Annotated in this window: 13 protein-coding genes and 1 riboswitch; of the genes, 8 read left to right on the forward strand and 5 right to left on the reverse strand. The window is 71.0% G+C overall.

The features are described 5' to 3' along the window. Nucleotides 1-160 precede the first annotated feature (160 nt). From ABZ899_RS30265 to ABZ899_RS30280, 4 genes are all read left to right on the forward strand, one after another. Nucleotides 161-1,399, forward strand: a complete 1,239-nt coding sequence (locus ABZ899_RS30265; protein ID WP_361352275.1) for an Ig-like domain-containing protein — start codon at nucleotides 161-163, stop codon at nucleotides 1,397-1,399. Between the two features lie 118 nt (nucleotides 1,400-1,517). Beyond that, entirely contained in the window at nucleotides 1,518-2,285 is a 768-nt protein-coding gene (locus tag ABZ899_RS30270) for an enoyl-CoA hydratase-related protein (protein ID WP_361352123.1), read from the forward strand. A gap of 294 nt (nucleotides 2,286-2,579) precedes the next feature. Further along, a complete protein-coding gene (locus tag ABZ899_RS30275; protein ID WP_361352126.1) occupies nucleotides 2,580-3,083 on the forward strand; it encodes an ATP-binding protein in 504 nt (167 codons plus the stop codon). 97 nt (nucleotides 3,084-3,180) lie between these two features. After that, nucleotides 3,181-3,399, forward strand: a complete 219-nt coding sequence (locus ABZ899_RS30280; protein ID WP_361352129.1) for an EF-hand domain-containing protein — start codon at nucleotides 3,181-3,183, stop codon at nucleotides 3,397-3,399. Nucleotides 3,400-3,461: 62 nt separating this feature from the next. Here the strand turns inward: ABZ899_RS30280 and ABZ899_RS30285 are convergent, their stop codons facing one another. The 5 genes from ABZ899_RS30285 to gcvT form a co-directional block, all read right to left on the reverse strand. After that, on the reverse strand, nucleotides 3,462-4,019 hold the full coding sequence (locus ABZ899_RS30285) for a glycoside hydrolase family 25 protein (RefSeq protein WP_361352132.1): 558 nt from the start codon (nucleotides 4,017-4,019) through the stop codon (nucleotides 3,462-3,464). Between the two features lie 92 nt (nucleotides 4,020-4,111). Continuing rightward, nucleotides 4,112-5,479, reverse strand: coding sequence for an L-serine ammonia-lyase (locus ABZ899_RS30290; RefSeq protein ID WP_361352135.1), 1,368 nt, complete (start codon nucleotides 5,477-5,479; stop codon nucleotides 4,112-4,114). Nucleotides 5,480-5,603: 124 nt separating this feature from the next. Next, the gene (glyA, locus tag ABZ899_RS30295; protein WP_361352138.1) at nucleotides 5,604-6,881 is read right to left on the reverse strand and encodes a serine hydroxymethyltransferase; all 1,278 of its coding nucleotides are present in this window, start codon (nucleotides 6,879-6,881) and stop codon (nucleotides 5,604-5,606) included. A 16-nt stretch (nucleotides 6,882-6,897) separates the two neighbouring features. Beyond that, complete coding sequence (gene gcvH / locus ABZ899_RS30300) at nucleotides 6,898-7,275, reverse strand: glycine cleavage system protein GcvH (protein WP_361352141.1); 378 nt, start codon at nucleotides 7,273-7,275, stop codon at nucleotides 6,898-6,900. A gap of 134 nt (nucleotides 7,276-7,409) precedes the next feature. After that, a complete protein-coding gene (gene gcvT, locus ABZ899_RS30305) occupies nucleotides 7,410-8,537 on the reverse strand; it encodes a glycine cleavage system aminomethyltransferase GcvT (protein WP_361352144.1) in 1,128 nt (375 codons plus the stop codon). 152 nt (nucleotides 8,538-8,689) lie between these two features. Next, nucleotides 8,690-8,788: riboswitch (glycine riboswitch) on the reverse strand. Between the two features lie 173 nt (nucleotides 8,789-8,961). Between gcvT and ABZ899_RS30310 the strand changes: the two genes are divergently transcribed. The 4 genes from ABZ899_RS30310 (at nucleotide 8,962) to ABZ899_RS30325 (ending at nucleotide 12,897) form a co-directional block, all read left to right on the forward strand. Further along, on the forward strand, nucleotides 8,962-9,630 hold the full coding sequence (locus ABZ899_RS30310; protein ID WP_361352146.1) for an AAA family ATPase: 669 nt from the start codon (nucleotides 8,962-8,964) through the stop codon (nucleotides 9,628-9,630). A gap of 79 nt (nucleotides 9,631-9,709) precedes the next feature. Continuing rightward, on the forward strand, nucleotides 9,710-10,501 hold the full coding sequence (locus ABZ899_RS30315) for an enhanced serine sensitivity protein SseB (RefSeq protein WP_361352149.1): 792 nt from the start codon (nucleotides 9,710-9,712) through the stop codon (nucleotides 10,499-10,501). A gap of 246 nt (nucleotides 10,502-10,747) precedes the next feature. Beyond that, a complete protein-coding gene (locus tag ABZ899_RS30320; protein WP_361352152.1) occupies nucleotides 10,748-11,536 on the forward strand; it encodes an enhanced serine sensitivity protein SseB C-terminal domain-containing protein in 789 nt (262 codons plus the stop codon). Nucleotides 11,537-11,898: 362 nt separating this feature from the next. After that, nucleotides 11,899-12,897: an ABC transporter permease gene (locus ABZ899_RS30325; RefSeq protein ID WP_361352155.1), complete on the forward strand. Its 999-nt coding sequence runs from the start codon at nucleotides 11,899-11,901 to the stop codon at nucleotides 12,895-12,897. Nucleotides 12,898-12,931: the final 34 nt, after the last annotated feature.

Below are 12,931 nucleotides of genomic sequence, written 5' to 3' on the forward strand. Positions count from 1 at the left end.
GTGGGGTGGTGGGGGCCGTCCCGCCCGCCCGGCGATGTTGGAACGAAACGGTGACAGACGCACCGACGTCGGCGCCCTGGCCCTGTGGTTAATATGCGCCGGTGAGCGCGGTGGACGCGCGGGGGAGTGGGCCGGTGAGGCCCGGGGGAGGGACACGGAATTGAACGTGCGGCCGATATCGGGGGCGTCGGTGGACGCACGCGCGCGGCGCGGACGCAAGGGCATGGCGGCACTGGCCGGAGTGCTGATGCTGGCGGTCGCCGCGTGCGGGGGCGGCGGATCGGACGCGGGCGGGGACGAGGGCAAGGGCGGGGACTCCTCGCAGGCCGAGGTCCGCAAGTCCCGCGCGGAGGTGACGATAGCCCCGAAGGACGGGGCCAGGTCCGTCGACACCAGCGGCGCGCTGAAGGTCACCGCGGCCAAGGGCCGGCTGACCGCCGTCGAGGTCGAGGACGCCGAGGGGAACGCCGTCGACGGCAAGATATCCGGCGACGGCACCAGCTGGACGCCGTCCAGGCATCTCGCCGCCTCCACCAAGTACACGGTGCACGCGGTCGCCAAGGACACCGAGGGCGTCGAGACCACGCAGGACTCCGGCTTCACGACGCTCACCCCGAAGGCCACCTTCCTCGGCAGGTTCACCCCCGAGGACGGCTCCACGGTCGGGGTCGGCATGCCGTTCTCCCTCCGGTTCGACCGGGGCATCACCAACCCGGAGGACGTCGAGAAGGCCGTCACCATCAAGACCGAGCCGGCCGTCGAGGTCGCCGGTCACTGGTTCGGCAACGACCGCCTGGACTTCCGGCCCGAGAAGTACTGGAAGGCCGGCACCAAGGTCACCGTCGACCTCGACCTCGACGGCGTCGAGGGCCGTGACGGCGTCTACGGCGAGCAGGACAAGAAGATCACCTTCACCATCGGCCGCAGCCAGGTCTCCTACGTCGACGTGAAGACCAAGAAGATGAAGGTCACCCGGGACGGCAAGGTCCTCAGGACCATCCCGGTCACGACGGGCGCGCCGGGCTACGAGACCTGGAACGGCCAGATGGTCATGACCGAGAAGTTCGTCCAGACCCGGATGAACGGCGACACGGTCGGCTACGACGGCGAGTACGACATCAAGGACGTGCCGCACGCCATCCGCCTGACCGACTCCGGCACCTTCATCCACGGCAACTACTGGGCGAGCGGCGCCTTCGGCAACACCAACGCCAGCCACGGCTGCGTCGGCCTGCGCGACGTCAAGGGCGCCTGGGACAAGAAGGCTCCGGCCGCCTGGTTCTACAACCGCTCGATGATCGGCGACGTCGTCGTCGTGAAGAACTCCGCCGACGCCACGGTGGCCCCGGACAACGGCCTGAACGGCTGGAACATGTCCTGGGAGAAGTGGAAGGCGTAGCTCCTGCCTGGTGACGGCCCCGGTGCGGCTTGCGCACCGGGGCCGTTCGCGTTCCCGGGCGCGGGATGTGACCGACCGCACCCCTTCGCTCCCCGTTAGCCCCCGTTAACCTGCTCGCATGACCGTGAATCTCGAAGTCGCCGAAGGCGTCGGTACCCTCCGTCTCGACCGGCCGCCGATGAACGCGCTGGACGTCGCCACCCAGGACCGGCTCAAGGAGCTCGCCGAGGAGGCGGGCCGCCGTGACGACGTGCGGGCCGTGGTGATCTACGGCGGGGAGAAGGTGTTCGCGGCCGGCGCGGACATCAAGGAGATGCAGGCGATGGACCACACGGCGATGGTCCTGCGCGCCCGCGCCCTGCAGGAGTCCTTCACGGCGGTGGCCCGGATCCCCAAGCCCGTCGTGGCCGCCGTGACCGGCTACGCGCTCGGCGGCGGCTGCGAGTTGGCGCTGTGCGCCGACTTCCGCATCGCCGCGGACAACGCCAAGCTGGGCCAGCCCGAGATCCTGCTCGGCCTCATCCCGGGCGCGGGCGGCACCCAGCGGCTGGCCCGCCTGGTCGGCCCGTCGAAGGCCAAGGACCTCATCTTCACGGGCCGGATGGTCAAGGCCGAGGAGGCCCGCGAACTCGGCCTGGTGGACCGCGTGGTGGCGGCCGACCAGGTCTACGCCGAGGCGCACGCCTGGGCGGCGAAGCTGGCCCAGGGGCCGGCGATCGCGCTGCGCGCGGCCAAGGAGTCCATCGACGCGGGCCTGGAGACGGACATCGAGACGGGCCTCGCCATCGAGCGGAACTGGTTCGCAGGTCTGTTCGCGACCGAGGATCGCGAACGCGGGATGCGGAGCTTCGTCGAGGAGGGTCCGGGCAAGGCGAAGTTCCTCTGACCCGCCCGCGCCGTCCGGTGAAAGTCCGCCGTACCCCTTGCAATTGACACCGTGTCTGACCCGTATCCCTCGACGGGGCGGTTTATGGCAGCCTTAAGGCAGCCTTAAGCGCACCTTGTCGAGGGAACTGGTCAAAGGCCGTCGACGGGCCTTGAGGCGCAGCTCAGCAGGGCTGTGGACGGTTCCGAACTGCCCGTGGCATATGCCGACCGGCTGCAGTGGAATCACCGCTTCCGGGGGGTGTATTCCTCGGGAACGGCCACGGAGAGCCCCGTGGACGGCCATGATGGGGGCATGGCGGGGCTGGAGGGTATCGAACAGCCGCGGGGACACAGCCGTGCGACCGCGGCGCGCTGGTCGCCGGCGGTCGAGGACGAAACTGCCGCGAAGGCGCTGGAGCTGTTCGGCAATCCCACGGAGGCCGAAGTTCCGCTCCCGTCCCGCCCCGAGTCCGCCGCCACCGCACGCCGGCTGACCCAGACGGTGGTCCTGCGGCAGTGGGCGCTGAGCCCCAGGATGGCCGAGGACGCCGTGCTCCTCGTCTCCGAACTCGTCGGCAACGCCGTCCGCCACACCGGCGCCCGGGTCTTCGGCTTACGGATGCGCCGCCGCCGCGGCTGGATCCGCATCGAGGTCCGCGACCCCTCCCGCGGTCTGCCCTGTCTGATGCCGGTCCAGGAGATGGACGTCAGCGGCCGGGGGCTCTTCCTCGTCGACAAGCTCGCCGACCGCTGGGGCGTGGATCTGCTGCCCCGCGGCAAGACGACCTGGTTCGAGATGAGGGTCACCGAGCGCTGAGGGCCACCCCGCGTGCGCGAACGGATAATCTGACCTGCGGCAAAAAGCCAGCACGACACGACTTGACGCGAGTACACGCGAGTAGAGGGGCGGACCGGTGGCGCACATCGACATCGAGGAAGCACGCAAGCAGTTCGAGCGCATCGATGCGGACGGCGACGGCACCATCACCGCCGCCGAGTTCAAGACCGCCCTCGCCCAGGGCGGCGACTGGAATGTCACCGAGACCGTCGCCGAGGCCATCATCAAGAGCCGCGACCTCAACGGCGACAAGCTGCTGTCCTTCGACGAGTTCTGGGCCTTCCTGAACAAGTAGCACCCGGGCAGGACCCCGGCAGGACCCCGTGAAGGGGCGCCCCCCGCGAGGACGGCGCCCCTTCAGGCGTTCCCGGCCCACTCCCGCAGCGCCGCCTTGCTGGAGAAGTTCCCCACGTTCTTGTCCAGCGGGTCGTCCGTGTACTGGTGGAAGCGCCACTTCGCCTTGATCCGGGGCTTGCCCTTGGTGACGTAGTCGGCGATCCACAGCCCGTCCCCGGCGTACGACGTGGTGTCGACGTTCAGCCAGTAGTGACGGTTGCAGTACAGCACCACCCGGTTGTCGGGGCGCTTCTCCTTCAGGAGGCGGATGAACCGGTCCTTCTCCGCGTTGCTCGCGTGCGTGCCCTCGCCGGTCGTCTCCCAGTCGACGGCGAGGAGGTCACCCGCCTTCTCCGGCGCGTGCTTCAGGAAGTAGTCCGCCTGGGCGGTCAGGTTCCCCGGCCACAGGAAGTGGTAGTAGCCGACGACCAGACCCGCGTCACGGCCGTGCTTGGCCTGGGCGGAGAGCTTGGGGTTGACGTAGGAACGGCCCTCCGTCGCCTTGATGAAGACGAAGGAGAGGCCGTCGGTGTCGTAGGAAGAGGACTGGTACGCGCTCACGTCGATGCCGCGCAGCATGGCGGGACTCCCTGAGGTGCCGTGGGGGGACAGGAGTTGACCTGGCTCATGCCCCACCGTGGCACGGCTGACGCGTCACCGACGTGGAATCGTCAACATTCGATGATGTTGACGGCCAGCCCGCCGCGCGCCGTCTCCTTGTACTTGACGGACATGTCGGCGCCCGTTTCCTTCATCGTCTTGATGACCTTGTCCAGGGACACCTTGTGCGAGCCGTCGCCGCGCATCGCCATCCGGGCCGCCGTGACCGCCTTCACGGCCGCCATGCCGTTGCGCTCGATGCAGGGGATCTGGACGAGGCCCCCGACCGGGTCGCAGGTGAGGCCCAGGTTGTGCTCCATGCCGATCTCGGCGGCGTTCTCCACCTGCTCGGGGGAGCCGCCCAGCACCTCCGCCAGCGCGCCCGCCGCCATCGAGCAGGCCGAGCCGACCTCGCCCTGGCAGCCGACCTCGGCGCCGGAGATCGAGGCGTTCTCCTTGAAGAGCATGCCGATCGCGCCCGCGGCCAGCAGGAAGCGGACCACGCCCTCCTCGTCGGCGCCGGGCACGAAGTTGATGTAGTAGTGCAGGACGGCCGGGATGATGCCCGCCGCGCCGTTCGTGGGGGCGGTGACCACCCGGCCGCCGGCGGCGTTCTCCTCGTTCACGGCCATCGCGTAGAGCGTGATCCACTCCATGGCCAGCGCCTTCGCGTCACCCTCGGAACGCAGCTTGCGCGCGGTGTTCGCGGCCCGGCGGCGCACCTTCAGCCCGCCGGGCAGGATGCCCTCGCGGCTCATGCCGCGCGACACGCACTCCCGCATCACCCGCCAGATCTCCAGCAGGCCCGCGCGGATCTCCTCCTCGCTGCGCCACGCCCGCTCGTTCTCCAGCATCAGCGCCGAGATCGACAGGCCCGTCTCGCGGGTCAGGCGCAGCAGCTCGTCGCCCGTGCGGAACGGGTACTTCAGGACGGTGTCGTCGAGCTTGATCCGGTCCTCGCCGACCGCGTCCTCGTCGACGACGAAACCGCCGCCCACCGAGTAGTACGTCTTCGTCAGCAGCTCGGCGCCCTGGGCGTCGAACGCCCACAGGGTCATGCCGTTCGCGTGGTAGGGGAGGGCCTTGCGGCGGTGCAGGACCAGGTCGTCGTCGAAGGAGAAGGCGATCTCGCGCTCGCCGAGCAGCCGCAGCCGGCCCGACTCCTTGATCGACTCCACCCGCTGGTCCGCGGACTCGACGTCCACGGTGCGCGGCGAGTCGCCCTCCAGGCCGAGCAGCACCGCCTTCGGGGTGCCGTGGCCGTGTCCGGTGGCGCCCAGCGAGCCGTACAGCTCGGCCCGTACGGCGGTGGCGGACTCCAGCAGGCCCTCGTTGCGCAGCCGGCGCGCGAACAGACCGGCTGCCCGCATCGGACCCACCGTGTGGGAGCTGGACGGGCCGATGCCGATCGAGAACAGGTCGAAGACCGATATGGCCACGGAAACTCCTCGGTGCGGGGTGGTGCGGGGTGGTGCGGGGTGGTGCGGGGTGGTGCGGGGGGCCTTTCCCGGGGTGCCCCGCACCTTCGAGTGTGCGGGACGCCCCGGGAAAGGGACGACGGTCCTACTTGTTCAGACCGGCGTAGAGCGGGTGCTTGTCGGCCAGGGCCTTCACCCGTGCCTTGAGCGCCGCGGCGTCGTACGACGGCTTCAGCGTCTCGGCGATCACGTCCGCGACCTCGGTGAAGTCCTCCGCGGTGAAGCCGCGGGTGGCCAGCGCGGGGGTGCCGATGCGGAGCCCGGAGGTCACCATCGGCGGACGCGGGTCGTTCGGCACGGCGTTGCGGTTGACCGTGATCCCCACCTCGTGGAGGCGGTCCTCGGCCTGCTGCCCGTCCAGCTCGGAGTCACGCAGGTCGACCAGGATCAGGTGCACGTCCGTGCCGCCAGACAGCACGTTCACCCCGGCCTCCCGGGCGTCCGCCGCGGTCAGCCGGTCCGCGAGGATCCGGGCGCCCTCGACCGTGCGGCGCTGGCGCTCCTTGAACTCCTCGGAAGCCGCGATCTTGAACGAGACCGCCTTGGCGGCGATCACGTGCTCCAGCGGGCCGCCCTGGAAGCCCGGGAAGACCGAGGAGTTCAGCTTCTTCGCGAACTCCTTGCCGCGGGCCAGGATGATCCCGCCGCGCGGCCCGCCGAGCGTCTTGTGGGTGGTGGAGGTGACCACGTCGGCGTGCGGCACCGGGTTGGGGTGCAGCCCGGCCGCGACCAGGCCCGCGAAGTGGGCCATGTCCACCCACAGGTAGGCGCCGGTCTCGTCCGCGATCCGGCGGAAGGCCGCGAAGTCCAGCTGCCGCGGGTACGCCGACCAGCCCGCGATGATCACCTTCGGCCGGTGCTCCTTGGCGAGGCGCTCCACCTCGTCCATGTCGACCAGACCGCTCTCGGCGTCCACGTGGTACGCGACCACCTGGAACTGCTTGCCGGAGAAGTTCAGCCGCATCCCGTGGGTGAGGTGACCGCCGTGCGCCAGGTCCAGGCCCAGGATGGTGTCGCCGGGCTGGGCCAGCGCGAACAGCGCGGCCTGGTTGGCCGAGGCGCCCGAGTGCGGCTGCACATTGGCGTACTCGGCGCCGAACAGCTCCTTGACCCGGTCGATCGCGATCTGCTCGGCGACGTCGACGTGCTCGCAGCCGCCGTAGTAGCGCCGGCCCGGGTAGCCCTCGGCGTACTTGTTCGTCAGGACCGAGCCCTGCGCCTCCATGACGGCGAGCGGAGCGAAGTTCTCCGACGCGATCATCTCGAGGGTGGACTGCTGACGCTCCAGCTCGGCGTCGAGCGCCGCGGCGACCGCCGGGTCCAGCTCGTGCAGGGGCGTGTTCAGAAGGGAGTTCTCAGACATGGGGGACTACGGCTCCTCAGCCGGCGGTGTGGGCGGCGTACTCGTCGGCGGAGAGCAGGTCGGCCGGCTCCGCCGTGACGCGCACCTTGAACAGCCAGCCGCCCTCGAAGGGGGCCGAGTTCACCAGGGCCGGGTCGTTCACCACGTCCTCGTTGATCTCGGTGACCTCGCCGGTGACCGGGGAGTACAGGTCGGAGACGGACTTCGTCGACTCCAGTTCGCCACAGGTGTCACCCGCGGTCACGGTCGAGCCGACCTCGGGGAGCTGGGCGTAGACGACGTCGCCGAGCGCGTTCGCCGCGAACTCGGTGATGCCGACCGTGGCGACGCCGTCCTCGGCGGTCGCGAGCCACTCGTGCTCCTTGCTGTAACGCAGCTGCTGGGGGTTGCTCATGGCCTGAATTCTCCTGTACACGCGGGAGTGCTGATGAAGGGGGGACGGGGGACACGGACACGGCGGCGGGCGTGCGCGGGCGCCGCCGCCCTGCCAGTCTGTACGCGCGGCGGCGCTCGTGCCGCTCGCGGGTCCTACTTCTGGCGCTTGTAGAACGGCAGCGCCACGACCTCGTACGGCTCGTGGCTGCCGCGGATGTCCACGCCGACACCGGGAGTGCCCGGCACGGCGTGCGCGGCGTCGACGTACGCCATGGCGATCGGCTTGCCCAGGGTCGGGGAGGGGGCGCCCGAGGTCACCTCGCCGACGACCTCGCCGCCGGCGACGACCGGGTACCCGGCGCGCGGGACCCGGCGGCCCTCGGCGACCAGGCCGACCAGGACCCGCGGCGGGGCCGTCTCGGCGCGGGCGGCGGCCTCCCGGAGCGCCTCGCGCCCCACGAAGTCGCCCTCCTTCTCGAACTTCACCACCCGGCCGAGCCCGGCGTCGAAGGGGGTGAGCGAGGTCGACAGCTCGTTGCCGTACAGCGGCATGCCCGCCTCAAGGCGGAGCGTGTCCCGGCAGGACAGACCGCACGGGACCAGGCCGACGCCCTCGCCGGCCTCGGTCAGCGCCTGCCACAGCGCCACGGCGTGCTCCGGCTTCACGAACAGCTCGAAGCCGTCCTCGCCGGTGTAGCCCGTGCGGGCGATCAGAGCGGGCACGCCGGCGACGCTGCCGGGCAGGCCGGCGTAGTACTTCAGGCCGTCGAGGTCGGCGTCGGTGAGGGACTTCAGGATGCCCGGGGACTCGGGGCCCTGGACGGCGATCAGCGCGTACGCGTCGCGGTCGTCGCGGACCTCGGCGTCGAAGCCGGCCACCCGCTCGGTCAGGGCGTCGAGCACGACCTGGGCGTTGGAGGCGTTGGCGACGACCATGTACTCCGTCTCGGCGAGCCGGTACACGATCAGGTCGTCGAGGATGCCGCCGTCGGCCTGGCAGATCATGGTGTAGCGGGCGCGGCCGACACCGACGGAGGCGATGTTGCCGACCAGGGCGTGGTTGAGGAAGGCGGCCGCCTGGGCGCCGGTGACCGTGATCTCGCCCATGTGGGACAGGTCGAACAGGCCGGCCCGGGTGCGCACCGCGTTGTGCTCGTCGCGCTCGGAGCCGTAGCGCAGGGGCATGTCCCAGCCAGCGAAGTCGGTCATGGTGGCGCCGAGCGAGCGATGCAGGGCATCGAGCGCGGTACGGCGCGGTGCGGAGGCTGCGGTACTGCTCATCGGTCGGTCTTCTCCAAGGGCAGACGGGCGAGGAACGTCCTCCCCATCTGTCATCGGAACCTGAGAGGTTCGCCACGACCCCCGGCGGGGAAGTTCATGGCTTGCACCTTGGGTGGAGCCACCGCGCACGGTGGCCCGCTTTTCAGATGTGCCTCGCCCGCGCGGTAACGGGGCCTGAGAGATTCAAGGGAGGGACTTGCTCCTTCGGCGCCCCGGCGGCGTACTGCCGGGGACTCTCCCGCGCGGATTCAAACGGCCGGTATGCAGTTGGCGCCGACATCATCGCATGCCCGGGCCCGTCTGCCCCAGGCCACATCTGTAACCGGCCTGTGGCAGTAAGCGAACGAAAACGGAGGCGATCCTCTATTACCTTCTCTTTACACGCGGTGGGGACGGGGAAGCCTGTATGCGGAGGAGGAGGACGATGACGGTGAAGCGCACCTCGGCGTACGCCACGACGTCGGGCATCGCCCTGCCCGGGCAGCCGGCCGCCCCCGTCGTCGAGGCCGGTGCGCCCGCGCCCGTCGTCCGCGACCTGCGCGAGCGGTCCGGCCGCAGCCCGCACGCCCTGCTCTTCGGCCCGCGGGACCTCGTCGTGATCACCGGTCTGCCCGGCAGCGGCAAGTCCACCCTGATGCGCCGGACCGTGCGCGGCCCGCGCGTCGACTCCCAGGACACCCGGGACCGCTGGGACGCCCGGATGCCCGACCTCCTGCCCTACGCCCTCTACCGCCCCCTGGTCCGCCTCTCCCACTACGCCGGGCTGCGCCGCGCCGTCCGGCGCGGGGGCGGGCTCGTCGTGCACGACTGCGGCACCCAGGCGTGGGTGCGCGGCCGGCTGGCCCGGGCGGCCCGGCGCCGCGGCGGCGTCCTGCACCTGCTGGTGCTCGACGTCGACCCGGACACCGCGCTGGCGGGGCAGCGCGAGCGCGGCCGGGGCGTCTCCCGGTACGCCTTCCTGCGCCACCGGCGCGCCGCCGCCCGGCTGATGCGCGCGGTCACCGCCGGCGACCTGCCCCGGGGCTGCGGCTCCGCCGTGCTGCTCGACCGGGACGCGGCCGCGGCGCTGCGCCGGATCGGCTTCACGGGCTGACCGGACCCCGCCGGCCGGCGCGGGGCACCGGTAGCCTTTCGACCCTCAGACGTGTTTCACAGCAGGCGGTCACCCACAGATGGACTTCGCAGCGGATCTCCCCGCGGACTTCCCGGCAGGCTCACCCCTCCACCCGCACGGCGGGTGGCCCGGCAACGAACTGGAGGAGGTGCTCTCCGCCTCCCTCGGCCGGCCCTCGGCGGGCGCCCGGATCGTGGAGGTGCTGGGCCGCAGCTTCGTCTGGGTGCCGCTGCCCAACGGCGGTGGCCCCGACACCGGTCCGCTCGACCTGCCCGGCATGGAGATCGACGGCCAGGGCTATGTCCCGGTGTTCTCCTCCGAGGAGCAGTTCCGCCAGGTCGTCGGCTCCCACATGGCGTACACCGTCGCCCCGGCCGTGGAGTTCGCCCGCGGTCTGCCCCCGCACGTGGGCATCGCCGTCAACCCGGGCGGGGTGGTCGGCGTGCCCCTGCCCCCGGCGGCGGTGGCCGAGGTGTGCCGGGCGGGCCGCACCCCGCCGGCCGGCCAGGCCTCCGGCGGCCGCGTCAGGCTCTACGAGCCCGACTGGCAGGACGACCCGGTGGACTTCCTGTCCGCCGCCTCGGCCGAGTTCGCGGCGACCGGCGTCGTCGCCACGGCCCGCCGCTGCCTCGCCGCGATCGAGACGGGCCCGCCGGTCATGTTCGTCGGCGTCGAACTGACCCGGTGGGAGGGCGACCTGAGGGCGGCTCCCCTGGACGCCCTGGGCCGCGCCCTCGGCCGCGTCCCCGTGCCCTGGCCGGTCAACCTGATCCTCCTCGACATGGCCCAGGACCCGGTCATCGACTGGATGCGGGCCAAGGTCCGCCCCTTCTACACGCGCGAGCCCTGACACCCGGGTGAACGGCGCGGCGTCCTCCCGGGAGCGCCGCGCACCGCGCCGTCCGCGCCCTCCGTCCCCGCGCGGCCGACCAGTTCACGTGCCGGGCCCTCCCCGGCTCGCCGGGTGGAGCGCCCAGGGTCTGCCGTTCGGATCAGGCCGACGGCGAGATACTGCGCTCACACGACGCCGGACCGATCCGAACGACAGGCTCTAAGCTGGGCTCACAGCCATGTTTTCCCGAAGGGGCGGTAAAAGGTGAGCGCGAGCGGCACAACCTCGACCGGGCAGGTCGAGCACATGCTGCGCCAGGTGACCCCCGGGCGCTACGACGCCTACGAGGCCCTCCTGCGCGCGCTCGCCACCCCGGCCACCGGCCAGGTCTGGATGCTGCTGTGGCACGGTCAGGCGGGCTCCCCGGACGCCCAGTACGGGACCATGGAGGTCGAGGGCCACGGCTACGCCCCGTGTGTCACCTCCGCCCAGGAGCTGTCGGCCAGCGGCTGGAACCGCAGCTACGAGGTCGTCGACGGGCTCGACGTGGCCCGCACCCTCTACCCCGACCACTACGGCCTCTGGCTGAACCCGCACGCCCCCGGCGGCGGCGTCGGCATCCCCTGGCTCGACCTGCGCCGGATCGCCACCGGCCTGGACCGCCAGCCCGCGGGCCCGCTGCGGCTGTCGGAGCCCGCCATCGAGGTCCCGCAGTTCTACGCCCTGCTCGCGCAGAACGCCCACCGCACCCCGGCCGTGCGCACCTTGCGCCGCGCCTGGGTGCAGCCCGCGCTCGGGGCGCCGTACCTGGCGATCGGCCTGGACGTGTACGACACCAGCCCGCCCGCCGTGGACGCGGTGCGCTCGATGATGCTCCAGTCGGTCACCGCGGTCCCGGACGGACTGCCGGTCTCCACCGTCGCCCTGGCCGACGAGGACGACCCGGTGGCGATGTGGATGCGGTCGCAGGCGCGGCCGTTCTACGACCGTGAGGCACACGCCGCCGCCCCGGCGGCGGGCTATGGCTACCCTCCGGCACAGGGCCGTTACTGATCTTCGACTTGCCGGAACGCCGTTCGGCCCCACCCCCCTCTGTCGTAGGTGTGAGCGTCTTCCGGCTGTGGTTTCGCAGGTGAATCTCCGCGCGTAGATGCGATCAGAAGGTCCCGGTCCGCCCTCATACGCCCCAAGTGGTCCGCGTCCGGCCCCTGTTACCCGCTGTTCGGATAACGGAATCCCCCAAACAGCATCACGGTTACGCATCCTTTCCCCGCCAGCTCTGGCGACTGATCACCCCCGCATTGAAGACTCCCCGCTAGGCACGGGCCGGTCGGCCCTGTGTGCGAGTGAGAGCAACCGCTACCGCGGCAGCCAGGGGGGTCGGCAACCGCCGGCCGAGAGGGGTCAATTCCACTGTGACCGCACCGATCGAGACAACGGGAGCGGAGGCTGGAGCACAGCCCGAGGCCGTGCTCTCCGGGATCGAGAAGAGCCAGATCGAGGGGCGCTCCCTGGGGCAGATCGCCTGGTCCCGCTTCAAGAAGGACAAGGCGGCCGTCGCCGGCGGCGTCGTCGTCATCCTGCTGATCCTGCTCGCGATCCTGTCGCGTCCCCTCCAGGCGATGCTCGGCCTGGACCCCAACGGCCTGAACCAGGACCTCATCGACCCCAACACCTCGCTGCCCAAGGGTGACTTCGGCGGCATGAGCTGGGATCACCCGCTGGGTGTCGAGCCGAAGTTCGGCCGCGACATCGCCACCCGCATCCTCGAGGGCTCCTGGGTCTCGCTGGTCGTCGCCTTCGGCGCCACCCTCCTGTCCAACACGATCGGCGCCGTCCTCGGCGTCGTGGCCGGCTACTACGGCGGCCGGGTGGACACGATCATCAGCCGCCTGATGGACACCTTCCTGGCCTTCCCGCTGCTGCTGTTCGCCATCGCCATCTCGGCCACCCTGCAGGGCGGTGCCTTCGGCCTGGAGGGCCTGCCGCTGCACATCAGTGTGCTGATCTTCATCATCGGTTTCTTCAACTGGCCGTATCTGGGCCGCATCGTCCGCGGTCAGACCCTGGCCCTCAGGGAGCGCGAGTTCGTCGACGCCTCCCGGGGCATGGGGGCCAAGGGGCCGTACATCCTCTTCCGGGAGCTCCTCCCGAACCTGGTCGGCCCGATCATCGTCTACTCGACGCTGCTCATCCCGACGAACATCCTTTTCGAGGCCAGCCTGAGCTTCCTCGGTGTCGGCATCCAGCCCCCGCAGGCATCGTGGGGCGGCATGCTCAACCAGGCGGTCGACTTCTACGAGGTCGACCCGCAGTTCATGATCGTGCCCGGCCTCGCCATCTTCGTCACCGTCCTGGCGTTCAACCTGCTCGGCGACGGTCTTCGTGACGCTCTCGACCCGCGCAGCCGCTGACCGGCGGCCGCACCGAGAGTCCCAGAGATTTCCA

It is taken from the genome of Streptomyces sp. NPDC046859, from assembly GCF_040645135.1.
GTDB lineage: Bacteria > Actinomycetota > Actinomycetes > Streptomycetales > Streptomycetaceae > Streptomyces.

Bases quoted from the DNA above. Each gene is read 5' to 3' on its own strand.
- ABZ899_RS30315 (WP_361352149.1), top strand. From the start codon at position 9,710: ATGGACTTCGCAGCGGATCTCCCCGCGGACTTCCCGGCAGGCTCACCC.
- glyA (WP_361352138.1), bottom strand. From the start codon at position 6,881: ATGTCTGAGAACTCCCTTCTGAACACGCCCCTGCACGAGCTGGACCCG.
- ABZ899_RS30275 (WP_361352126.1), top strand. From the start codon at position 2,580: ATGGCGGGGCTGGAGGGTATCGAACAGCCGCGGGGACACAGCCGTGCG.
- ABZ899_RS30285 (WP_361352132.1), bottom strand. From the start codon at position 4,019: ATGCTGCGCGGCATCGACGTGAGCGCGTACCAGTCCTCTTCCTACGAC.
- ABZ899_RS30310 (WP_361352146.1), top strand. From the start codon at position 8,962: ATGACGGTGAAGCGCACCTCGGCGTACGCCACGACGTCGGGCATCGCC.
- gcvH (WP_361352141.1), bottom strand. From the start codon at position 7,275: ATGAGCAACCCCCAGCAGCTGCGTTACAGCAAGGAGCACGAGTGGCTC.
- ABZ899_RS30270 (WP_361352123.1), top strand. From the start codon at position 1,518: ATGACCGTGAATCTCGAAGTCGCCGAAGGCGTCGGTACCCTCCGTCTC.
- gcvT (WP_361352144.1), bottom strand. From the start codon at position 8,537: ATGAGCAGTACCGCAGCCTCCGCACCGCGCCGTACCGCGCTCGATGCC.